This window comes from Bacteroides luti, from assembly GCF_900128905.1.
Classification (GTDB): Bacteria; Bacteroidota; Bacteroidia; order Bacteroidales; family Bacteroidaceae; genus Bacteroides; species Bacteroides luti.
In genome coordinates, this window is record NZ_FQTV01000001.1 from 86,289 (window position 1) to 110,088 (window position 23,800).

The 23,800-nt window shown below is 35.5% G+C and carries 19 protein-coding genes and 1 pseudogene; all 20 read left to right on the plus strand.

Annotation, left to right across the window (positions count from 1 at the left end; genetic code table 11):
• The first annotated feature begins 6 nt into the window (after positions 1-6).
• The 20 genes and pseudogenes from BUC21_RS00405 to BUC21_RS00500 all read left to right on the plus strand — a co-directional run bounded on the left by BUC21_RS00405 (position 7) and on the right by BUC21_RS00500 (position 23,741).
• Positions 7-705: a hypothetical protein gene (locus BUC21_RS00405; RefSeq protein ID WP_073398552.1), complete on the plus strand. Its 699-nt coding sequence runs from the start codon at positions 7-9 to the stop codon at positions 703-705.
• A gap of 54 nt (positions 706-759) precedes the next feature.
• A complete protein-coding gene (locus BUC21_RS00410) occupies positions 760-1,269 on the plus strand; it encodes a hypothetical protein (RefSeq protein ID WP_073398553.1) in 510 nt (169 codons plus the stop codon).
• A 105-nt stretch (positions 1,270-1,374) separates the two neighbouring features.
• Entirely contained in the window at positions 1,375-2,943 is a 1,569-nt protein-coding gene (locus BUC21_RS00415; RefSeq protein WP_073398554.1) for a Fic family protein, read from the plus strand.
• A gap of 284 nt (positions 2,944-3,227) precedes the next feature.
• Positions 3,228-4,316, plus strand: coding sequence for an AAA family ATPase (locus BUC21_RS00420; protein WP_073398555.1), 1,089 nt, complete (start codon positions 3,228-3,230; stop codon positions 4,314-4,316).
• Positions 4,316-4,969, plus strand: coding sequence for a DUF4276 family protein (locus BUC21_RS00425; RefSeq protein WP_073398556.1), 654 nt, complete (start codon positions 4,316-4,318; stop codon positions 4,967-4,969). The genes BUC21_RS00420 and BUC21_RS00425 overlap by 1 nt, the downstream gene beginning before the upstream one ends.
• Before the next feature lie 20 nt (positions 4,970-4,989).
• Positions 4,990-6,288, plus strand: a complete 1,299-nt coding sequence (locus BUC21_RS00430; RefSeq protein WP_073398557.1) for an AAA family ATPase — start codon at positions 4,990-4,992, stop codon at positions 6,286-6,288.
• Complete coding sequence (locus BUC21_RS00435) at positions 6,269-6,850, plus strand: hypothetical protein (RefSeq protein WP_073398558.1); 582 nt, start codon at positions 6,269-6,271, stop codon at positions 6,848-6,850. Before BUC21_RS00430 ends, BUC21_RS00435 begins: the two co-directional genes overlap by 20 nt.
• An 18-nt stretch (positions 6,851-6,868) precedes the next feature.
• Entirely contained in the window at positions 6,869-9,724 is a 2,856-nt protein-coding gene (locus BUC21_RS00440; protein WP_073398559.1) for a type I restriction endonuclease subunit R, read from the plus strand.
• 154 nt (positions 9,725-9,878) lie between these two features.
• Positions 9,879-11,192, plus strand: a complete 1,314-nt coding sequence (locus BUC21_RS00445; protein WP_073398560.1) for an AAA family ATPase — start codon at positions 9,879-9,881, stop codon at positions 11,190-11,192.
• Positions 11,182-11,898, plus strand: a complete 717-nt coding sequence (locus BUC21_RS00450; protein WP_217653495.1) for an RloB family protein — start codon at positions 11,182-11,184, stop codon at positions 11,896-11,898. The genes BUC21_RS00445 and BUC21_RS00450 overlap by 11 nt, the downstream gene beginning before the upstream one ends.
• Before the next feature lie 638 nt (positions 11,899-12,536).
• Positions 12,537-13,046 (plus strand): hypothetical protein, encoded by a 510-nt coding sequence (locus BUC21_RS00455; protein WP_073398562.1) that lies wholly within the window; start codon positions 12,537-12,539, stop codon positions 13,044-13,046.
• Between the two features lie 289 nt (positions 13,047-13,335).
• A complete protein-coding gene (locus BUC21_RS00460; RefSeq protein ID WP_073398563.1) occupies positions 13,336-13,815 on the plus strand; it encodes a hypothetical protein in 480 nt (159 codons plus the stop codon).
• A gap of 3 nt (positions 13,816-13,818) precedes the next feature.
• Positions 13,819-14,232 (plus strand): hypothetical protein, encoded by a 414-nt coding sequence (locus tag BUC21_RS00465; protein ID WP_073398564.1) that lies wholly within the window; start codon positions 13,819-13,821, stop codon positions 14,230-14,232.
• 234 nt (positions 14,233-14,466) lie between these two features.
• Positions 14,467-15,272: pseudogene (locus tag BUC21_RS00470) on the plus strand (AraC family transcriptional regulator).
• 79 nt (positions 15,273-15,351) lie between these two features.
• Positions 15,352-15,720, plus strand: a complete 369-nt coding sequence (locus BUC21_RS00475; RefSeq protein WP_073398565.1) for a VOC family protein — start codon at positions 15,352-15,354, stop codon at positions 15,718-15,720.
• 226 nt (positions 15,721-15,946) lie between these two features.
• The gene (locus BUC21_RS00480) at positions 15,947-16,759 is read left to right on the plus strand and encodes a DUF4349 domain-containing protein (RefSeq protein ID WP_073398566.1); all 813 of its coding nucleotides are present in this window, start codon (positions 15,947-15,949) and stop codon (positions 16,757-16,759) included.
• 599 nt (positions 16,760-17,358) lie between these two features.
• The gene (locus BUC21_RS00485) at positions 17,359-18,096 is read left to right on the plus strand and encodes a hypothetical protein (RefSeq protein ID WP_139261169.1); all 738 of its coding nucleotides are present in this window, start codon (positions 17,359-17,361) and stop codon (positions 18,094-18,096) included.
• Positions 18,097-18,277: 181 nt separating this feature from the next.
• Entirely contained in the window at positions 18,278-18,787 is a 510-nt protein-coding gene (locus BUC21_RS00490) for a chlororespiratory reduction 6 domain-containing protein (protein ID WP_073398568.1), read from the plus strand.
• Between the two features lie 990 nt (positions 18,788-19,777).
• Positions 19,778-21,226, plus strand: coding sequence for a tryptophanase (locus BUC21_RS00495; protein ID WP_073398569.1), 1,449 nt, complete (start codon positions 19,778-19,780; stop codon positions 21,224-21,226).
• A 1,096-nt stretch (positions 21,227-22,322) separates the two neighbouring features.
• Positions 22,323-23,741, plus strand: coding sequence for a S8 family peptidase (locus tag BUC21_RS00500; RefSeq protein ID WP_073398805.1), 1,419 nt, complete (start codon positions 22,323-22,325; stop codon positions 23,739-23,741).
• Positions 23,742-23,800: the final 59 nt, after the last annotated feature.

Sequence of the window (23,800 nt, forward strand, 5' to 3'; positions counted from 1 at the left end):
TAAGCTATGGAAATCTTTGGTTATTCTGAACGAGGTATGATTAATTCGCTAATGTATAATATTGGTGAAGATAAAGAACTATTAAAGGCTTTTATTAATTTGATATCACTACCTGAATCTATAAACATTGAAGATGCGAACGATTTTGAAATAATTATTGAACAATCGTTGTCTCAGTTTGGAGATGCTGATCTTATAATCATTGCTCATTGCAATAACAATAAAAAGAAAGTACTGTTCTTCGAAGCAAAAGTGAAAACATCTCAAGGAAATTGGATAATTGGTGATCAGTTTGCTAAATACAATGTTAATAACGAAAAAAAAGGTTATTACAAAGGATATTCTTCTAACTTATTTTACCAGCTTTATTTAAAGAAGTTTCTTGTCGATAAATATAACTGCATATTAAAATGTAAAGAAATATATGATAGGCTTGATAAAAGAAGAAGTATTGGGGAAAATAAAATAGTAGAGAAGGCCGTAGAAAATATTTGTAAAGGAACATCTTATTATTATATAGGTATTATCCCTACTATGAACGATGATATAAAAGATTTTTTGAATAGTAACAAAGTCTCTTTAAAGAAAGAATATAACGATAAATTGTATTTCCTTTCTTGGAAAGCTATAAAAGATTTCTGTGAAAAAGAGAAGCTTCAAAAAGTTCTGAAGGTGTTTGAATACAATGATGGACAGATTTATTAGTTGAAATCTGAACTGACAAATGATTAATTAGAGAATATAAAACAAAACCTCATTATGAAAAAGTCTGATATCTATGAAGTTGCCATTAAGATTCTAGGAATATACTTTCTTGTAACTATTATCCAGCTCATGGTAGGAAGCTTTGCTTACCTTTCTGCTATGATTTTTAGTGAGAACCTATCCTCGGATAATATGTTGTATGCAGGAGTTTCTTTTTTTGTATTTATCGTTATGATTCTACTTGATCTCTGCTTTATTTTCAAAACGGATATGATTGTAAGAATGATATGCAAATCGTCCGACTTTGAACAAGATGTTCCATTTTCGGTAAGCAGGAAGTCGGTTTATGAAATTGCTCTGGTGTTGATGGGGCTGATTATCATTGTATGGGCTTTCCCGGATTTTATCTATAAAATATGGAACTATGTTCAAAGTTTGCAGATGAGTACACAAAATAAAAGTACTTTGATATCCTCGGGAATAAGAATTGTTGTTGGACTGATTGCTGTAGTTTATTCAACTGCCATCGCAAACTTTCTTGATAAAGAGAAAGCTGTTGATTAACTAGAATGAACTTGCACCTAAAAATTACAAGAAAGCATTATTTGCGCCTATTTTTCTTGATTTGCGCTCATTAATTATATATATTGCGCTCAAAAATTATTGAATATGCCAATTTGCACCCGTTTTTTTTGCAATGCGCCTATTTTTCATGGAAGAAAGGTGATAGAACAAGGAGCTATCATGGGGTATGCTGCTATTATTCATGGCTTGGACTTGAATGTTCCCATGGTAGAGACTATTGCTTTGGTTTGCAACCAGAATAAAAAGTATCAAACCGAAGACTGGAATGTATTTCCCAAGAGTTATATGTTTGAAGAGGATGAACATATATCTGAGATTGAAGCACTATATAAACATTTGGTCTTTGCACTTAAGTATGAAGGTGTTAACCTGTTAGTGTTTAGCAGTTTGGTGAAATGTTATTCAATAGATAAATTGACAGAATTGGTTAGTATTGAACCAACAGGACAGTATTCGCGGAAAATATGGTTCTTGATTGAATGGTTTCTTGGATATTCTTTACCAGAAATACAAGATTTGACCAAAAAGAGCTATATACCTTTGTTGGATGATAAATTGCAATATGCTATTGAGGGTGAAAAATCTCCTCGTCATTTGATAATTAATAATTTGCCGGGAACACGGGGCTTTTGTCCTTTAATAAGGAAAACTCCTAAGCTAGAGCAATATATTGCATCTAACCTCTCTGCAAAAAATAATAATTTCCTGAAAGGTATACATAAAGATATTTTGCTTAGAACTTCAGCTTTCTTAATGCTTAAAGATTCGAAAGCATCTTTTACAATAGAAGGTGAGAGCCCAAAGAGTAAACGCACAGCTCGTTGGGCTAAGGCTATAGGGCAAGCTGGAAATAAAGATTTGGGGAAGGAAGAACTAATAAGGTTACAACAGGTAGTAATAGAAAATGAACGTTTCGTTGAAATGGGATTTCGTAAGAAAGGTGGCTTTGTTGGTGAGCATGATCGCCATACTGGTGAGCCGATTCCAGACCATATATCAGCCAAATGGCAGGATGTGGAACCGCTGATTGATGGTTTGCTGGATACTTATGAATTGCTGATGAATAGTAATATGGATGCCGTTATTTCAGCAGCCAATATTGCATTTGGCTTTGTTTTTATACATCCGTTCATTGATGGGAATGGACGAATTCACAGATATTTAATTCATCATATATTAGCAAAAAAACAATTTATTCAACAGGGTATTATATTTCCTGTCTCGGCTTCTATATTAAATCGCATTGAAGATTATCGGATGGTGCTAGAAATGTTTTCTTTACCTCTGCTGGATTTCATAGATTGGAAAGAAACAAAGGATCATAATGTGGAAGTTCTGAATGAAACAATTGATTTTTATCGCTACTTTGATGGGACTAAACAAGCGGAATTTTTATATGACTGTGTAAAGGATACCATTGAAAATATTATTCCTGAAGAAATTAGTTATCTTACCAAATATGATGGATTTAAAAGGTATTTGGATGATGAATTTGAAATGCCTGATAAAATGGTAGCTTTGCTGATTGGTTTCCTGGAAAGGAACGACGGAAAGTTTTCAAAAAGAGCAAAAGAAAAAGAATTCTCCAGTTTGTCTGACAAAGAAATTCAGGATATTGAAAGTAATTACAGAATGTTTTTTGAGATACAATGAATATATAGATTAATTGCAATCAACCCCCTAAGTCACCCCTGTAGTTACCCCCGTAGTTGAAAGGCTATTAAGTGCTCTTCTGGTAGACAGGTAATATTACAAGTTCTGGGGTTGAAAGATAATACTCCAATTGGCCAACAACTTGTTGGCTGATTTGATCAATAGAATATTTGCGGCAACTTGTAATTCATGATGAAATTGAAGTGAATAGGATGAGTGATTTAGTTAGATTATATTATCTTTGCATATATATGAATCTAGTTAGAAGAAATTAAGTTATAAGTATGATAGAGAAAATTGAAATTCACAATTATAAATCCATTCAACACTTGGAGTTGGAACTGAGAGGACTGAATGTTCTTATTGGTTCAAATGGTGTGGGGAAGAGTAATTTTATATCATTCTTTGAAATGGTAAATGCTATGTATAATCAGAGATTGGGTAGCTATACTATTGAAAAGGGAGGTATAGATAACCTATTATACTTCGGACGGAAAAACTCAGATGCAATTAATGGATTAATTGATTTTGATAATACAAATGCTTTTTTCTTTACCATAAAGCCAACCCAGGCAAACAAAGGATTTATTGAAATAGCGGGCGATCTCTTTAATAACGGAACTCATAAAGATAAGAATTATAGTATCTGGCATAAAAAAAAGTGGGATAGCGCAGTAGATGAATCCGAAATAAAGAACCATTATGAATTTAGAGCGAAATACTTAAAGAACTATCTTCAGAGCTTTATTATATATCATTTCCATGATACAAGTAAGACTTCTCCCATGAAGAAATTTTGTAATGTATCTGACAATCAATATCTGCGGGAGGATGGTTCTAATCTTGCTGCTTATTTATATTATCTGTCTCAGGAACATCCTTTGTCTTTTAAAAAGATAGAAGGAGTGATTCGCTCTATAGCTCCATTCTTTGATCGTTTCGATTTAACTCCTGACAGGATTAATAAGAATCAGATTCAGTTGGAATGGAAAGAGAAGGGGAGTGATATGTACCTCAATGGGTATAGCTTCTCTGACGGTACGCTACGTTTCATAGCTTTGGCTACATTGCTTTTACAGCCTGAACCACCGGTTACTATCATTATTGATGAACCTGAACTTGGTTTGCATCCTTTTGCCATTAATAAACTGGCTGCAATGCTAAAGAGTGTATCCAAAAGTCATCAGGTTATTGTGTCTACACAGTCTCAGGGATTAGTAAACAACTTTGATGCGGAAGATGTTGTGGTGGTTGACAGAAAAGACCGAACTTCTACTTTTACGCGTTTAGCTTATGACGACTTGACTGCGTGGCTGAATGATTATTCCATTGGCGACCTCTGGGAGAAAAATCTTATTGGAGGACAGCCGTAATGAGAAGGCTCTATATTATTGTTGAAGGACAAACGGAACAGGAATTTGTTTCTCAAACATTAGCACCCTATTTTCAAAGTCAGGATATTTATAATATAACTCCCATCCTTATCCATACTAGTAAAACGGGTAAAGGTGGATTTGTAAATTACGAACATTTGAAAAATGATGTAACACGTTTACTGAGTTCAGAGAAAGATATTATAGTCAGTACATTTGTTGATTTTTTCAGAATCCCGACTTCTGTTCCTAAATATGAAGATAGTATGCGCTTAAATTGCGACAACGATAAAGTGGAATCTTTAGAACAAGCTATGTTCGAATCAATTAGTGATACAAGATTTATCCCATACATCCAGCTCCATGAGTTTGAAGCTTTATTATTCTCTTCCAACAAAGGTTTTGAAGGGTATTGTGAAGAGCACGTTCATAAGCAAACAAAGTTGATAGTTGATGACTATGAAAATCCGGAAGATATAAACTCTTCGCCTGAGACGGCTCCATCGAAAAGATTATTGAAAATAAACCCCGATTACGATAAAGTGCTGGAAGGTAACTTAATTGCTTTGGAAGTGGGGATTAACAGTATGCTTGACAGATGTCCCCGGTTTAGGGAATGGGTGGAGATATTGGTTGCAGAAGTGAAAAAGTAATAGAATTCAAAAAGAAAATTATGGCACACTTAATAATAAAGAATGTAGGTCCGATTAAACACGTTGATATTGAACTTAACAAAGTTAATATCATTATGGGACCACAAAGTAGCGGGAAGAGTACGATTAATAAGATTGCTTGTTACTGTTCGTGGGTTGAAAAGAAAGTTTCATTGGATCAGTCTTTTGGATTCTTTGAGGAAGAAAATGTCTTTATTAATGAGCTAGTACGGTTTCACAAGTTGAAAGGATATATACAACCTGAAACTTATATTGAGTTTGAATCGACAATTGTAAAGTTTAAATATTCTCATCAACATGGAAAGCCTCAGTTTGAATGGACAGACCGATTTGCTTATAAGCGAGTTAAGATTTCCTATGTTTCTGCTGAAAGAAATATGGTAGCAGCTATACCTAACTGGTTTGATGTGAAATTTGTGGATAACAATATCTTGAGTTTTATGTCTGACTGGGGAACTGCTCGTCAGCTCTATTCTAAAGAATTACCTTTGAGCACAATAATTGGCGATGTAAAATATTATTTTGATAAAAGTAGTAATAAAGATTATGTAATTGTAAATTCAGATACAACTCTTGAGTTTACCGATACATCAAGTGGTTTGCAATCCATTATCCCAATGAATGTTTTGCTTGATAATATGATTTATGCTTTTGATAAAATAGATGATATATCTAATTTTAAGAGATTACAGCAGAAAACTGAATTGATGGAGCTAATATATATACTTAAGAATTTCTCTAGTAGTAGGAGGAGACGAGTAGTTGGACAAATAGAATTTAAGAATGGTTTTATTAGTGAATGGAAAAAATTTGAAAATGATGAATCTGAAAAAGAATTTAATACTATTATAGATAATCTCACCAATACTAAGTCTTGCCGTTTTTATATTGAAGAACCGGAACAAAACCTTTTCCCTTCAGCTCAGCGAGATTTGTTGTACTATATGGTTAAAGCTATAAATAGCAATGATGATCATAAATTATTTATAACCACCCACAGCCCATATATCCTGTATGCACTAAATAATTGCATGATGGGATATCTGGTAAAGGATAAAATGCCGGAAGCTGAAAAGAATGAGGTTTCGTGCCGAAACTCTTGGATTAATCCTGAACTTGTATCCGTTTGGGAAATAAAGGATGGTGAACTTAGAACTACAGCTGAGAGCAGAAATAATACTATTCAGGGAGAAGATGGTTTGATAAGTGATAATTATTTTGATGAGAATATGAAGGAGGTAATGGACGACTTCTATAAAATGCTAAATTATTACGGGGATGATAAAGACAGAGATTAAAAAGGTTTTTCCTAGACACAAAATAAGCACATATTCACAAGATATTTATATAGCTGATTATACAGATCAGACAAAAGACGAGGAGATTAAAAGATCGGTTGAAGTTAATACTGAGTTACCAGCTGATATAGAGTTTTTTTGTTTGCACAATCCTTCGCCGATTAAAATAGATTCTGTAATATTTGATAATTACAGTTTTGTAGATGAAGGCGGCAAAACGCAAACTCAATGTGAATGCGTTACTTTTCCATCTGTTGCAACTAATTCTTCCTGGATACTTTTTCTGGAACTGAAATATTGTGAGCGTAAAAATGCAGTAAACAATTTGCCTAAAGCGAAAGATCAGCTTCTGGCAACTTATTCTTATTATAAAAGCAAAGGGATTATAACTAAAAAGAACATATCGTACTTAATTGCTGGTTTCCCTAAATTGATAAATATTCCTTTTAGAAACTCAACGCTAACACCTGCCTTATTGACGAATTTAAAAAGAAATGAGAATATTATTCTGAAAATAGCAAATGAAGCTACTATAAAAAGTCTTGAAATGCTATCAGTATAAAAACTGCCTTAGTTTACAATGAATACACAACCCGAACAACTGTTAGAAAACAATCTGGTGGCTCAGCTTCAACTGCTGGGCTATACGTATGTGCCGGTGAGCAACGAGAAAGAACTGCTGGCCAATTTAAAGACTCAGTTGGAGAAACACAATGATATTGAACTTACAGATAAGGAATTCGACCGCGTACTGAACATCCTGAGCAAAGGCTCGGTGTTCGACAAAGCGAAGACGCTGCGAGAGAAACAGCATATCTTCAGGGAGAATGGCGAAAGTCTTTATTTTGAATTTATCAATCAGGATAACTGGTGCCAGAACTTGTTTCAGGTTACTCGGCAGGTTGCCATGGAGGGGAAGTATAAGAACCGGTATGATGTAACGCTGCTCATTAACGGATTGCCTTTGGTGCAGATTGAACTGAAGCGCAGGGGGATTGAGCTGAAAGAGGCGTTTAATCAGATAAACCGTTATCAGCGACACTCGTTTGGTTCGTCTGTCGGACTGTTTCAGTATGTGCAGATATTTGTTATCAGCAACGGGGTAAACACGAAGTATTACGCTAATAACAAAAATCAGTCGTTTAAGCAGACGTTTTACTGGAGTGATAAGAATAACAAGCTGATTACACAGCTGGATAAGTTTGCTTTCGCATTCCTCGACACTTGCCACATATCTAAAATGATTTGCAAATACATTGTGCTGAGTGAGGCTGCCAAAGTACTGATGGTGCTTAGGCCGTATCAGTATTTTGCCGTGGAAGCGTTGATTGACAGGGTACAGAACTCTGTGAAGAATGGGTATATATGGCACACTACCGGTAGCGGAAAAACGCTTACTTCCTTCAAGGCTAGTCAGATTTTGATGAATATGCCTCAGGTGAGGAAGGTGGTTTTTGTGGTGGATAGAAAAGATCTCGATTATCAGACTACAAAGGAGTTCAACAGTTTCAGCAAGGGAAGTATTGACGGAACGGACAATACCAATAAGTTGGTGCAGCAGTTTACGGATGATACGAAACTTATTGTTACCACTATTCAGAAGCTGAACACTGCCATCAGCAAGCAATATCACCAGAAGAAAATGGAGTTGCTGAAGGATGAACGTATTGTGTTTATTTTCGACGAATGTCATCGCAGTCAGTTTGGCGATACGCATATACGGATTAAAAACTATTTCAATAACATTCAGCTGTTTGGGTTTACCGGTACGCCAATATTCGCAAAGAATGCGATAAGTAACGAGCTGGGTAAGCGAACTACTGACGAGCTGTTCGACGAATGTTTGCATAGGTATGTTATTACGGATGCTATTAAAGATGAGAATGTACTGAAGTTCTCGGTTGAGTACGTGGGGCGTTACAAAGCAAAAGAGGGTAGCAACACCAATATTGATATTGAGGTGGAGGATATTGACACTAAGGAGCTGATGGAATCGCCAAAGAGGTTGGAAAAGATTGCTGATTACATTCTGGCTAATCATAACCGCAAAACATATAGCAGGGAGTTTACGGCTATGTTTTGTGTAAACAGTGTGGAGACGCTGATAAGGTATTACGATATATTCCAAAAAAGGAAGGAGGCGGGTGAGCATAACTTACGCATAGCAACGATTTTTAGTTATGCTGCCAATGAGGATGATAAGGATGCCAACGGATTCTTCCCTGAGGAGCTTTCGGTTGTAGAAGAGCCCAGGGCTTTGTATGGTTTGCATGTGCACACCAGGGAAAAACTGGATGAGTATATTGGTGATTATAACAGAATGTTTGCTACGAACTTTTCTACCAAAGATAGTGTATCCTTTTATAATTACTACAACGATATTTCTAAAAGGGTTAAGGAACGACAGATTGATATATTACTTGTAGTCAATATGTTCCTTACCGGTTTTGATAGTAAGACTCTAAATACGCTGTATGTAGATAAGAACCTGAAGTATCATGGGTTGATACAGGCTTACTCGCGCACTAACCGTATTCTCAATGAACAGAAATCGCAGGGAAACATTGTGGTGTTCCGCAACTTGAAAGAAGCCACGGATGAAGCTATTGCATTGTTCAGCAATAAGGATGCAAAGGATGTGATCCTGATGCAGCCTTACGAGGATTATGTAAAGAAATTCAGTGAGGCTTTTATCGGCTTGCTACAGATTGCACCTACCGTAAACAGTGTTACTCAACTGAAGGATGAGAACGAGGAGTTGGACTTTATTAAAGCATTCCGGGAGCTGATGCGACTGAAAAATGTTCTCTCCACCTTTACCGATTTTAGTTTTGATGATCTGTCAATGAACGAACAGCTTTTCGATGATTACAAGAGCAAGTATCTTGACCTCTACGATAAGGTGAAGACCGACCATCAGAAGGAAAAGGTCTCTATCCTTGATGATGTGGACTTTGAACTGGAACTGATTCACCGTGACGAAATAAATGTGGCTTATATCCTTAAACTGCTGGCTAAACTGAATGATGGTCCGGAGAAGGATAGAGAGAAGAGGAAGAAGGAGATTATCGACTTGATTGCCGGCGAAACGCAACTGAGAAGCAAGCGTGAACTGATAGAAAAGTTTATTCAGGAGAATTTACCTGCTATTGAAGACGTGGACGATATTCCCGACGAATTTGAACGATTCTGGAGTGCTGAACAACTGGAAGCTTTCGGCAGGTTGTGCAGTGAAGAGAACTTGTCGAACGAAAAGGTAGAGAAGGTGATATCTGAGTATCTGTTCTCGCAAAGGGAACCATTACGAGACGAAATCCTAAATCTGATTGATGGTGATAAACCAACTCTGCTAGAACGGAAAAAGGTAAGCGAACGTATTCTGAATAAGATAAAGGGTTTCTTTGATACGTTTATTAGTGGGTTTGGAGGGGAATAAGTCTTTAGCGTTGATTTGATGAACCGTAACTTTGAACTTGTTTTAAAAGTTTGTTTTTTTGCTGTTTTTGTGAAAAATCCACAAATAATTAATATTTTTAGGCGCCTAATTTGTTTATTGTTTATATATTTGTGAGAAACTAACAAAAACGATTATGATTATCAGGTTCTCGGTTTGTAATTACAAGGTGTTTAAAGACGAAACTATTTTTAGTTTTGTTGCCACTAATTACGATAAGAAGACGCGCGAAGATGAAAACGTGGCTCATATTGAAAGTCCTTCATTGCGCTTATTAAAGAATGCTGTAGTATATGGAGCAAATGCCAGCGGAAAGACAAAGCTGATTGATGCATTTGCCTTTATGCGCTATTTTGTGGTAAACTCATCGAAAGATGCTGCTTCTTCGGAGGAGATAGATACTGATCCGTTTAGACTGAATACTGAAAGTGAACTTGCGCCCAGTAGCTTTGAACTGATGTTCTTAATTGGCGAAAAGCTTTATCGCTATGGCTTTGAGGTTACCAGGAAAAAAGTGGTTACTGAATGGTTGTACGTGCAAGAGAAGAAAAGGGAATATGAACTTTTCTATAGGGGTGAGGATGGCGTAGTCTCTTTTGATAAAAAGAAATTTGCTGCATGGCAATTGATTATTAATGCAAATCTGGTAAGAAATAATGCGCTGTTTATTACTACTCTTGCTCAGTTTAATGATGAACTGGGTATTGAGGTGGTGACTTACTTTAAGGAGAACTTGAAAATTATTTCAGGGCTTAATGAGGCTGGCTACAAGGGTATGATATTATCAAAGTTGGTGGATTCTGACTATAAAAAGAGGGTGATGGAATTCCTGAACTTTGCCGATCTGGGAATAATGGATGTTAGCAGAAGAGAAATAAAAACTGATTTTGACGATTCAGATAAAGTTCCTCAGGATATTAAGGAAATGATTATCAATGATATTCAGTCGCAGAATTTATTCACTAAACATCAGGTTTATGATGCTGAGCATGCTCCAGCGGATTCCCGGGATTTTTTAATGAGAAAGGATGAATCTCATGGAACTCAGAAGTTCTTTTACCTGACCGGTCCTATTTTAGAATCATTAATGAACGGATATACGCTTGTCGTTGATGAGCTTGATTCGCGCTTGCATCCTAACTTGGTGACTCGGCTAATCTCTCTGTTTAATTCGAAAGAAGCAAATCCAAATAATGCTCAATTGATATTTAATACGCATAATTCGAACTTATTGGATAGCAAACTATTACGTAGAGATCAAATTTGGTTTGTGGATAAAAATATGTATGGCGAGAGTAAGCTTTATTCGTTGTCTGACATTAAAGGAATCAGGAAGGATGAGCAGTTTGAGCAAAATTATATTAATGGTATTTACGGTGGTGTGCCCTATCTGGATGATTTTATAAATGTGAGGATCGACAAAACACTGAATCATGAGAATGAAAAATAAAACTGCTGAGCAGGAGAAGGAGAGGATGGCTCATAAAGAAAGAATGAGAAAGACTCCTTCTTTGAATCGCAGCATGCCATCTATTCCGAAAAAGAAGAAGATATTGATTGTGTGTGAAGGCGAAAACACAGAACCTTCTTACTTCAGGCAATTCAGACTTGCTACTGCAACGGTGCATCCTGTGGGAGAGGGATATAACACGGAAAGCTTGGTGGAACGTGCTATATTGTTAAGCAGGAAAGATAAGTATGATGAGGTGTGGTGTGTTTTTGATAAAGATGATTTCCCGAATCAAAGTTTTAATGCGGCAATAGAGAATGCTCGAAAGAGTAACTTAAAGGTTGCTTATTCCAATCAGGCTTTTGAGTATTGGTTGCTTTTGCACTTTGAAGATCACCAAGGTGGGCCACTGCATAGGAATGATTATGGGGATAAGATAAATAAGTATATTACTCCGCTAGGAGCGTACTATGATTCTGATAATTCTAAATTGATTGATAAAAACTTTTTTGCAATTTTATGTGGAATAGATAAAAGATATGCTGAAAGGAGAGTTGATTTAGCAATAAAAAGAGCTCGTAAAATATATGAGAGATATACTGATGATCATCCTGCGGTAGAGAAATCCTTATCAGTTAATCCGGCAAAAGAAGAGTCGTCTACAAGAGTGTTTCTTCTGGTTGAGGAGATTCTTAAGTATATCTAAACTTGTTTTTCGCTTATTAAATCTTTATGAAGAATAATCGATAAACTGAATTTTAAATAAAAAAGCAAATCCCTCTCCGCTAATGTTAGTGAAGAGGGATACCGCTTGTCTAGTATATAGAATACCAATTATTGGGATAACTTAAGTGTTGATATAGTTTATACATCCTGAAGTTGTAATCTTCAAGCATCAGAAATGGATGAGGTTTTGAATAAATTATGCTAACTATTAGCGCTTTAATGTGGTTTACGATATAGATAATATTAATAATAAGGATATTACGTCCAAAACCGATATAGCTAACGATATAGCTGAAACGATTTCTAAATACAAAGTTCATAACCAAAGGGTGCTTTGATCACGAATTGATAGAAAGTATCATTCTCTAAGGTCACAATTTGCGACCATAGAGAATAAAAGAGAAAAGTGTTTGGCTTAGGTTCTGATAAAGTACAAGGTAGTTAGATAAGAGTCGAGAGTGTTAGTGAAAGTGTTAAGGATGCTAGTAATCGTATTAAAGATGTTAGTGAAATATGTTTAGATATTCCAATTGGCCAACAAGCTGTTGGCTAATTATGAGTAATAAAAGGAGTTTAGCACTTCAATTAAAATCAAATAACTAAAAACATAACCATATTATGAAAAAGTCTGATATCTATGAAATTGCCATTAAGATTCTAGGAATATACTTTCTTGTTACTATTATCCAGCTCATGGTAGGAAGCTTTGCTTACCTTTCTGCTATGATTTTTAGTGAGAACCTATCCTCGGATAATATGCTTTATGCAGGAGTTTCTTTCTTTGTGTTTATCGTTATGATTCTACTCGATCTCTGTTTTATTTTCAAAACGGATATGATTGTAAGAATGATATGCAAATCGTCTGACTTTGAACAAGACGTTCCTTTTACGGTAAGCAGGAAGTCGGTTTATGAAATTGCTCTGGTGCTGATGGGATTGATTATCATTGTATGGGCTTTCCCGGATTTTATCTATAAAATATGGAACTATGTTCAAAGTTTGCAGATGAGTACACAAAATAAAAGTACTTTGATATCCTCAGGAATAAGAATTCTTGTTGGACTGATTGCTGTTGTTTATTCAACTGCTATCGCAAACTTTCTTGCTAAGAAGAAAGCTGTTGATTAACTCGAATGAATTTGCGCCTAGAAATCTCAGAAGTGCACCATTTTCGCCTATTTTTATTGCTTTGCGCTCATTAATTAGATATGTAGCATTTAAAACTATACATAGTGAAATGTTAGTTAAAGTGGTAAGAAGATATATTTAATTGGGTATTGTTTTGTCAATAAAAATAATGTCATTATATTTACAAAATGAATCTCTATAAGAATGCCATTATCTAATGAAATTACAATATTACTAGCATTATAACCATTAACCATAACCATTAGAAAAGGCCTCAAAAAGAATAAAAATGGAATCACAAGAATTGAGAGAAGGAGATAATCTGCAGCCAAGAAAGGCAAAAACTGGTACTAGAAATCCATTAGGCTTTTTTGGTGAGTGGAATTATAATATAACGACCGATCAAGAGGCTCCTTTACTTTATTCAAGGTTCGCAATATATGCTTTTACGGTTTTTTGCTCTGTCTTCTTTGGAGGGGTGCTGATGTTTCTCAATCTCAGAAAGCTGAATAACAAGCATGGGCAAGCTGTTGTTGCTATTTACACCATTCTTTATGGAGCAATAGCATACCCAGTTTTAATGCAGTTTGATATGAGAATATCTTTGCTGAATATTGTCAATATTCTGGGATCGATACCTTTTTATAGTATCTTTTGGGGTAAATATGTGGGTAAAGCTACGAAGTATAGAACTGAATCTGTTCTGATTCCATCGGTAATAGGCTCTGTTATTTTGGCTCTGACTATCATACTAATATTTAACATGTAAATTATGTACGAAGAAGATTACTTTATGAAATTGATTCAGGAGTTTTTTCAGGCATTGGATAAAGCCATTCATGGAAAGAAAAGCCTGGATAATCCATCTGACCAGGAGAACTGTGTCAGCGATTTGTATGGTTCTTATTTTCAGGCAGATTCTGCTTTCTTCTATGGATATGATGTGATGACGATATTAGGCTTTCTGAGGGAAAGATGTGAAGAGCAGGACTTGCCTATGATGATAGAAATGATTTCGGAACTGTTCTATCAGGATGCTCTGCTGAAAACGGATGATGCACTGAAAAATAATCTGCTTGAGAAAGCGTTGTTCTTTTTAAGTTATCTCGACGAGCAGAGTGATACTTACTCTGTAGAGAGGAAAGATAAAATTGCTCTTATCAAAAGGATGCTTGGGAGAGAATAATTCACTTTGTTTCTTACAGGGAATTATGATCAACTCGATAGCTTTTTGGCTTTTGGAAAAGAATAATTCTCTTTGTTTCTTTCAGGGAAGTATCATCAACCCGATGGCTTATTGGCTCTTGGGAAAGAATAATTGTGCCGGTTCTTTTTGATGCATCTGTCAGGATGTCTCTTTTTTACTATTTTGGTAGCAGACTCAGCTGTATCTTTGCACTGAAATGTATTTCTGCAAAACATGGAAAAATTCAATGTTATAAATCCTTCTCTTCTACTGGCTCCCTTTGTGAAGTACTATTGGGTGCTGGAAACGGAGGGCGATTCGGTGGTGACGGAGCGTACTATCTCTACCGGGTGCATGAGTCTTGTGTTTCACAGGGGGAGTAGGCTGTTTTCATCGTTCGAAAATGATCTGCAACCTCGGTCTTTTATCAGCGGACAGACTAAATTTTATACCGATGTTACTTCTACCGGAAAGATAAACATGATAGTGGTTGTTTTCCAACCTTATGCTTTAAAAGCCTTTTTCCCAATGTCTATGTACGAGTTTCATGAAAAGAATATTGCTTTAGAAGACATTGGAGACCCCGCACTGAATGATTTAAAAAAGCGGGTGCAGGCACGGTGGATGATAATCAGTGCATCTACATGATTGAGAGCTATCTTCTGAATCGTCTGCATTCTTTTGATGAATATAACATGAAGAGGATTGATGCTGTTGTAAAAGGTATCAACGAGCAACCAATGATAAGTGTTACGGATTTGTCGCAAATTGCTTGTTTGAGCGACAAACAATTAAACAGGGTCTTTGCTGAATATGTTGGTTCGATGCCGAAAGAGTTTATTCGCATTGTTCGTCTGCAACGGGCGTTGTACCTGCTTCAAAACTCTGCTACTGAGAATTTTACCCAATTGGCGTATGAATGTGGATTCTATGACCAGGCGCATCTTATTAAGGAGTTTAAAGCTTTCTCGGGATATACGCCAAAGGAATATCTGCTTGTTTGTGATCCTTATTCAGATTATTTCTCTGATCCTTTATAATGTCTTTTATTTACAATTCTACGATGATTATCCGCTCTATTTTTGCAGAGTCAATTAATAACAAACAAAATTAGAGATTATGAAAAAGTTACTTGTGTTTTTCGAGATTCCTGCAGCAGACTTTGGCAGAGCCGTGAAATTTTATGAAACAATCCTTGATGTGAAGACTTCTGTTTACGATTGTGAGAATGAGAAGATGGCTTGTTTTCCTGAGGAAGAGGGGGTATGTCCCGGTGCTATTTCTTATGCACCTGGTTTCCTTCCTTCTGAAAATGGCGTACTGGTAAGCCTTAATTGTGATGATATGGAGGCTACTCACGCTCTTATTCTGGCAAATGGAGGAAAGATTGTTATTCCTAAAACTAAAATAGAGGCGGAGGGAAGGGGTTTCTTCTCAACTTTTATAGATAGTGAAGGAAATACCATCGGCTTGTATTCGGATAAGTAGGGCCTTGTAATTTAAAATTAGGCTGTGTTGGCGAAGTTATTCATTAATTTGCCAACACAGCTTTTTTTATACTCCTAATCAAAGTGTGATGTGTATTCTTTATACTGCGTTTATCTGAGGTGGAATTTATATCGGTAAATGTTTTGTTAATAAATATTTTGTCATTATATTTACATAATTGAATTTGCTTTGTTGATTAAATAATAGACCATTTAAATTTCTAACTATGAAAAAAACACTCTGTTTTATATTCTTATCTATGTTTCTCTTAACTGGATGTGGTGCTAAAGAAAGTGAAAAAATGACCGAAGTTACTACTCTTAGTAAACTTGCTGAAGAAGAGTCGGATAATTCCATAAATACTGTTGATAAGAAATTGATTAAGGACGGGAATCTTAATTTCCAGACGAATGATATAGATAAGACTGATGCGTTTATTAAAAGTGCAGTTAAGAAGTTTGATGCGTATATCTCGAATGACGAAAAATATAGTAACGAGTCAAATAAAGGGAGCGACTTAACAATCCGTGTACCGGCAGATAAATACGATAGCTTGATGACTTATATCATTGATAATGCAGACGTTAAAAGGCTGGATAGAAAATCAACAGAAATTAGAGATGTTACTGAAGATTATATTGATACTCAGACTCGCCTGAAAATTAAAAAGGCTTCTGAAGCTAAGCTGATGATCTTGCTAAATAAAGCCAAAGACTTGAAAGATCTTCTTGCTGTACAAGCACAACTCACCGACTTACAAGCTGATATTGAGTCTATTGAAGGGCATATGAAATATCTGAATGATAGGGTCAATTATAGCACGCTCAAAGTTTCTTTCTATAAAAATGCGGTTAAATCGAATACTTTCTTCGGAGACTTTTGGGATGCGCTAAAGAATGGATGGCAGGTATTTCTTCAGGTTATTACATTCATTGCTAATCTGTGGGTAATTATTCTTGTATCTGTATTCCTTGTTATGGGCTTTAAATCTTATAGAAGGCGAAAAAAGAACAGTAAGAATACGAAGAACGCTGAGTAAGCAGAGAAGTATATCCGACAAGCCTGGTGAACACGAAATATATAAGAGGTCCCATTGAATAGAGTTGGATACAGTATCTCCGGTCAGCCTAGTGAACTCCAAATAAATAAGAGGATTCATTATGAAGGATAGGCATAGTGTTCCTGGCAAGCCTGCTGAAACCCAAATGGCTTCTGACTAATGTGTGTGGTGTTTCTTTCTCAATTGGAATTGCCTAAAACAAACTAAATTCTTTATATTTGTAGTCTATAAATAAAAGCCATATTTTTATATGGCACGCTTATAAATCGAGATTATTATGTAAGTTTGTAGTCTAAATTTTATTAATGAATTTGATATAAGAACTGAAAACGTAAATTTGTGATTATTTTACTGTATATCAGCTAAATAAACGCTCAATTGATTGTCCTTACGTTTTTATTGATAACTCTCTGCGGTGAGGACAGCAGAGAAAAACAGAATTTTTTATTATGTTTAGTGTATTATTGGGGACGATAGTTATTATTGCTATAATAAGTTTTTCAAAACATATCTATAAGAAACAGCACGATTTCTTTATCAGAAACTATTATGTTTTTCCAAAGAGCCTTCGGGAAAAAATGAAAAACACGGATCTGTTTAAGGATTTAATATGGTTCATTAATCTGGTATTGTTTGTCTTTATCATATTTCTGCTAGGCGCAATTGTGGCATTCAAGTTATTAGGAAGTAGCGGTGCCAATCATGCCTTGCTAAAAACGATCTATTTTTGGTTTGGAGCAGGAGCTGTGTATAGCAAATTGTCTGTTATGCTATTTTCTACATCTGCTTTGTTTATAGTAAGCTATAGTCTGTCTAAATTCCTGGGAGAGCATCGCAAAAAGAATGACATTGATGGTATGAAGGCTATTCTTGAGCTTAGAAATATGCTGGATGAAGATAAGTACTTTGAGATTTATCGCGATTTACACTTCGGGGAATATGATTTTGTAGAGAATCCTTCTACGAAAGAGGAAGAAACAAAACAGCTGGAACTTTTCCATTATTTAGGTGTTATGGAATCGGCAAGTACTATGGTTAGAAAGGAAATAGTAGATATGGACCAGTTCTACAAACACTTTGGATGCAGAGTAACGTCCATAGTGAAATGTGAAGCTCTGAAGGTTTATCTGCATTATAATAAGGAGTCGTGGACTGACCTGCTCTGGGTTATTCGTGAAATGAAGAAGATTGAGAAGGACAAATTCGAGAATACAAATACTCATAAGGATAACACTCCGCATCATGAAAGTGAGATGTTTACCAAAGGAAGAAATTGGATGAAAAAAGGCGGTAAATATTTATTTGATGATAAATAGTACTTCCGAAAGTACAGGAAATGGCAAGATGGACGATCCTATCTTGCCATTTTTTATTTAAAACAGGATTAGTTTTATAATTGTATAGAAAGTAAAAAATATCATAACAGAAGGTGTTAAGTTTAAATAATATATTTATATTCGTATTTCAAATTTATTATATCCTTATCAATTAATCTCTATGGAACAAAAGACAATCAACTTACCTGAAATGATGAATGTCGGGGCTGAATCTCTGAATATCGTTATTACAAAGAATGAAGTATTGCAGTTGGACATTACTAATGCTTTAAATACGCTTTCTAAGCTGTTGGATGATAAGAAAACTGCACTTTATTTTAAGGAAAAAGTTGATATTTCTTTTGAAGGATTCAATGTTAATGAGAATAAATTGTGGGAGGTACCCGAAGTTAGAAATTATATTTGCAAACTTGATGAGCAATTCCCTTTCTGGTTTTATTTTTTATCAACGACTGGAGATGGCTTGTTGCTCATATTTAAAAGTCAGTTGATTCCTTTTCTCTCTCCGGAAGCTGATAAAGAGCTCAATCAGCCAAAGCTAAGAGACTGCTTTCTTACAAGATGGTTACCTTCAATGAATCAGGTTTGTGACTATACCGGCATTTCTTTGCATGAAAATGATGAGATGACGCAAAGGTTGTTTAATTACTTAAAGAGTAGGAAGGTATAATTGATGTTATCTCTTCTCTTAATCTGATTTCTTATTTTTTTAGTGAATATGTATATGCAGGACATTTTGCTACAATAACAATCCTGACAGATATTGTTATAAGTGGTACTACGTAGGGAGTCATATCTTAACTAATCCAGAATAAGCATTACAGTTTTCTATAACATAAACATAAAAATGGGTTGTTCAATTCTCTGAACAACCCATTTTCTGATTAAAGTAATACCTTTTCAGAGCAACTTCAATCCTCTGAAAGTATTACCTTGGCGATCCTTTTGTTTTGCGCTTAAAACAAATATCTCTGTTTAAAAATACAGTTATGTCTAGTTTATGATTCAATTCTTTGTGAATCTTCTATTACTACTGAATCTCTTATAATAAGATGTAATTTTATGACCAAAGTGTATCTAATTTATAAAATAGCAAATCTATTACTTTGGATTTCTATAGTTTAGTCTACTGTAAATAAACAATATTAATTTGGTTTTATATCAATCATTTTAGTTAAAAGTTAGTCTCCTGGTATAAATAACAGGAATTAGTGAAAGATAAATTTCAAGACTAGTTTCCTAAGTGCTTTTTGCATTCTATAAATAGTTGAAGGAGTGAACTCTATCATTCTCGAAATGATTGGGATTCATTTGTATACGAAATATGATATAACCTTTGGAACTGTTTGTAATCTTTCAGTTTCTTTTTAATCTTGTATATACAAAACATGATATAACCTCCATTTTGATACGATTATGGATATTATTGTTATAATTATTCCAAATAATAGATAAAAAACTTATTTTTGATGAATTTACTTGCATTTTATTTTGTTTTTAGTATATAATGCATATATTTGCGAACGTAGTACTTTAAAAGTGTATCTAAACGACACTCCTTATTTTTTGAATTGCGTGCTTTGTTGACCGGAGAGTACGCAATTTTTTTATGCTTGGCTTTAAATAAATATCTATACAGTAAACACATTTTTTTATTATTATGCAGGAAATTAAATTCTACAGCGGGGAAAATATTCCATTGGAATTGCACAAAGTGCGCATTGTTCAAAAACTCAATCTGGTTCCGGTGGAACGCCGTATGGAAGCTCTTTATGAAGGAGGATTCAACACTTTTAAACTTAGTACAAGAGATGTTTTTCTCGATATGTTGACCGACTCGGGAACAAATGCTATGAGTGATAATCAGGTGTCGGCAATGCTACGTGCTGATGATGCTTATGCCGGTTCTCAAAGTTTTGAACGATTGCAAAAAGCAGTCGAGGATGTTCTGGACAAAAAGTATCTCTTACCAGTTCACCAGGGACGTGCTGCCGAAAATATTCTGTCAGAGGCTTATGTGCAGAAAGGCAGTATTATTCCAATGAACTATCACTTCACAACAGCAATGGCGCACATAACTCTAAGAGGAGGACAAATAGCTGAATTGCTTTATGATGAAGCTTACGTAATAAACTCTGATCATCCATTCAAGGGGAATATGAATCTTGAAAAGCTGGAGGAAGTTATACAGTCTTATGGTCCTGAAAATGTTCCTTTTATCCGTATGGAAGCTTCAACTAATTTAATTGGTGGACAGCCTTTCTCTATGCAGAATCTTCGTGATGTACGTGCTATAGCCGATAAATATGGTCTGCTGCTTGTCCTTGATGCTAGTTTGATGGGCGAAAATGCTTACTTGATAATTCAACGTGAAGAAGAATTTAAGAATTCTGATATGGCAACTGTTGTTAAACTAATGACTGGCTTGTCTGATATTTGTTACTTCTCTGCACGCAAGCTTAGCTGTTCAAGAGGTGGAGGTATATGCACCAATAATACGGATGTTTATAAGAAACTTCAGGTTTTTGTACCTCTGTACGAAGGCTTCCTGACTTACGGTGGTATGTCTATTCGTGAAGTTGAAGCAATGGCAGTAGGTCTGTACGAGGTTTGGGATGAAACGATTGTAAGTCAGAGTCCTATATTTATTAAGTATCTTGTAGATTCACTGGATGCAAAGGGAGTGCCGATGGTTAAGCCTGCCGGAGTTCTTGGAGCCCATGTAGATGCCATGCAAATATGCTCTCATATACCACAAAATCAATATCCTGCGGGAGCATTGGCAGCAGCCTTTTTCTTAATATCAGGAGTAAGAGGTATGGAACGTGGTACGTTATCCAATCAACGTGATGAAAATGGTGTTGAGCCTTTAGCTAATATGGAGTTGCTTCGCCTGGCTGTACCACGTCGTGTGTTTACATTGTCTCAATTAAAATATGTAGAAGATCGTATGGCATGGCTCTATCAGAACCGTCATCTGATTGGTGGACTTAGATTTATTGAGGAACCACCAGTGCTACGTTTCTTCATGGGTAAATTAGAACCAACGTCTGATTGGCCACAGAAACTGATGGCTAAGTTTAAAGAAGATTTTGGTGATAGCTTATAGTTAATGAATTGATAAATAAATAGTTGCTATATAAATTACGTATTTGTTAGCTATATATAAGCAATAGTGTAGGCACTAGATAAGGTATCTGTAATGCCATAACTGGATTTATTAGTTATATATAAGCAATGTGCAGATTTCGAGAAATGAGGCTGTTCGAAAAGTAAAAATAGAATCAATCAAAGTTATAATTTGTACCTCAATAAATAGAAAACTCCTTTTACCCTTTGTAAATAAGGTCTCAAAGAGCGTTTATTTATTATTAAGTTGTTACATGCAAATTAAAAGCTTGAAATTGCTATTTGACTTTTGGGATAGCCTCATTACAAAAATAAGCAATAAGAGGTTGTCCTAAAAAGTAGAGTAGAGCTCTGTTTTACCCTTTATAATTAAAGACTTAAAGAGCGCTTAAATTATTAGTGAAGTTGTTGATTACAAATTAAGAGTTATTCTATTGAATTTTTTGGATAGCCTGTCCGAATAATTGTAAGAGGTCAATTTTTAAATAAGTATATAAGGGATTGTCCTAATAAAATAGAGCAACACCATTTTATTTATTTGTACTTTATTTGAGAATAGAACTTTATTTGAGGATAGAGCTTTATCTAAGAATTCGAATCAATTTGTATTCATTAGAAAATCAAAGCATAGTCTTTTCCCTCTGAGATTTAATTATCAGAGGCCTAATCTACTTTTGGGGTTCTTCGTCACTTTTGGTGCAAGATATTATATTGAACCTCTAAATCATTGTGTTTAGCAGACTTTTTTGTCAGATTCAATAAATGGCTTATCAAGAAACATGTAGGATATTGATTGGAGAGGCATTTGAAACAGTTCGCTTTCACCAAAAGTAAGGAAGAACCAATGTTTCACAGGACAATTTCTTTCTCTGTACTTCTATCGTATAATTTTTATTAAAATTAGTTGAACTTACAGTTAAAATAGAACACTATTTTAATTAAAATACAATCAATTTTATTAAAATAAAATTCTATCTTCGTAATCTAATTGACAGTTGTTCTTCAAAATCAGAATGTTCTGCCATTTTTTTGTGATTTGTAATTTATTGATGCATAAAGTAATTAAAAAAAGAATTATGAAAAAGTGCCTTGCTAATCCTATCTTTTCAGCTATCATTTTACTGGGATCAACGGTTGTTCTTACTACAGGTTGTTCGGATGAAGAATCATTGACTGTGATCAATTCTCAAACGGGAACAGGAGTTCAAACACGTGCTGTATCCAGTAGTTCGTCCGATTCACTTTTTGTGGCTAACGAGGTTATTGTGAAATTTAAAAGTAATTCATCATCTGCAGCAAGAGATAGCGCTCTAAGTAATGTAAACGGAGTTGTGGCCGAGAAGATTCTGACTCGTGCTATGAAACGTAATGGTGATAAAGATGGTGTTACTTTGGTTAAAACTTCAAAGAATGTGCAGGAAGCTGTTGGACTCTTGAAGAAGCTGGATGCTGTTGAATATGCAGAACCTAATTACATCTATACAATTGATGAGACTGCTAATGATGCTTATTTTGCCGATGGTACGCTTTGGGGCATGTATGGGCCGTCTACCTCACCGGCGAATGAGTTTGGTTGTGATGCTGCAAGTGCTTGGGCCGCAGGTCACACAGGTTCCGGTGATATATACGTAGGCGTTATCGATGAAGGATACATGTATACGCACGAAGATTTGGCTGCAAATGCAGGAACAAATCCAGGAGAAATAGCAGGCAACAGAATAGATGATGATGGAAATGGTTATGTAGACGATGTATATGGCTGGAATTTCGCAGGAAATAACAATAAAGTCTTTGATGCTGCATTAGATGATCACGGTACTCATGTGGCAGGTATAATCGGTGCTTCAGGCAATAATGGAGTAGGTGTGGCCGGTGTATGCTGGAATGTAAAGCTGTTGAGCGGTAAATTCATGGGCAGAAAAGGAGGTACTACTGCCGATGCTATCAAAGCAATCGATTATTTTACGGAACTGAAAAAAGCAGGTGTGAATATTGTAGCAACCAATAACTCATGGAGCGGAAGTGGATATTCTCAGGCTTTATATGATGCGATAGAGAGAGCTAACTCAGCCGGAATTATATTCGTTGCAGCAGCTGGTAATGATGGTTTCAATGATGACGGATTACTGGCTAGCTATCCTGCAGCATATAGTAACAGCAATATAATCTCTGTTGCATCCATTACAAATACCGGAGCTTTATCCAGTTTCTCAAATTACGGACCAAAGTCGGTAGATCTTGCTGCTCCGGGATCTGATATCATGTCTTGTGTACCTCTTAAATCAAAGGGTAATGTTTATTCAAGTTATGCTCTTGAGAGTGGTACTTCCATGGCTGCACCTCATGTAACCGGTGCTGTTGTGTTATATATGGCATCCCATCCGGGAGCTTCTGTATCAGAAACTATCAATGCTATTCTGAACAGTACTATACCTACACCATCTCTTTCAGGTAAATGTGTTACCGGAGGACGATTAAATTTGAGTGGTTTCTAGTTTATTCAGTTTTATATATAACAAAAGGCTGTCTGGTTTAATCAGACAGCCTTTTGCTT

Bases quoted from the DNA above. Each gene is read 5' to 3' on its own strand.
- BUC21_RS00475 (WP_073398565.1), top strand. From the start codon at position 15,352: ATGAAAAAGTTACTTGTGTTTTTCGAGATTCCTGCAGCAGACTTTGGC.
- BUC21_RS00495 (WP_073398569.1), top strand. From the start codon at position 19,778: ATGCAGGAAATTAAATTCTACAGCGGGGAAAATATTCCATTGGAATTG.
- BUC21_RS00500 (WP_073398805.1), top strand. From the start codon at position 22,323: ATGAAAAAGTGCCTTGCTAATCCTATCTTTTCAGCTATCATTTTACTG.
- BUC21_RS00460 (WP_073398563.1), top strand. From the start codon at position 13,336: ATGGAATCACAAGAATTGAGAGAAGGAGATAATCTGCAGCCAAGAAAG.
- BUC21_RS00405 (WP_073398552.1), top strand. From the start codon at position 7: ATGGAAATCTTTGGTTATTCTGAACGAGGTATGATTAATTCGCTAATG.
- BUC21_RS00490 (WP_073398568.1), top strand. From the start codon at position 18,278: ATGGAACAAAAGACAATCAACTTACCTGAAATGATGAATGTCGGGGCT.
- BUC21_RS00410 (WP_073398553.1), top strand. From the start codon at position 760: ATGAAAAAGTCTGATATCTATGAAGTTGCCATTAAGATTCTAGGAATA.
- BUC21_RS00480 (WP_073398566.1), top strand. From the start codon at position 15,947: ATGAAAAAAACACTCTGTTTTATATTCTTATCTATGTTTCTCTTAACT.
- BUC21_RS00485 (WP_139261169.1), top strand. From the start codon at position 17,359: ATGAAAAACACGGATCTGTTTAAGGATTTAATATGGTTCATTAATCTG.
- BUC21_RS00430 (WP_073398557.1), top strand. From the start codon at position 4,990: ATGGCACACTTAATAATAAAGAATGTAGGTCCGATTAAACACGTTGAT.
- BUC21_RS00445 (WP_073398560.1), top strand. From the start codon at position 9,879: ATGATTATCAGGTTCTCGGTTTGTAATTACAAGGTGTTTAAAGACGAA.
- BUC21_RS00425 (WP_073398556.1), top strand. From the start codon at position 4,316: ATGAGAAGGCTCTATATTATTGTTGAAGGACAAACGGAACAGGAATTT.
- BUC21_RS00440 (WP_073398559.1), top strand. From the start codon at position 6,869: ATGAATACACAACCCGAACAACTGTTAGAAAACAATCTGGTGGCTCAG.
- BUC21_RS00450 (WP_217653495.1), top strand. From the start codon at position 11,182: ATGAAAAATAAAACTGCTGAGCAGGAGAAGGAGAGGATGGCTCATAAA.
- BUC21_RS00420 (WP_073398555.1), top strand. From the start codon at position 3,228: ATGATAGAGAAAATTGAAATTCACAATTATAAATCCATTCAACACTTG.
- BUC21_RS00415 (WP_073398554.1), top strand. From the start codon at position 1,375: ATGCCAATTTGCACCCGTTTTTTTTGCAATGCGCCTATTTTTCATGGA.
- BUC21_RS00455 (WP_073398562.1), top strand. From the start codon at position 12,537: ATGAAAAAGTCTGATATCTATGAAATTGCCATTAAGATTCTAGGAATA.
- BUC21_RS00435 (WP_073398558.1), top strand. From the start codon at position 6,269: ATGATAAAGACAGAGATTAAAAAGGTTTTTCCTAGACACAAAATAAGC.
- BUC21_RS00465 (WP_073398564.1), top strand. From the start codon at position 13,819: ATGTACGAAGAAGATTACTTTATGAAATTGATTCAGGAGTTTTTTCAG.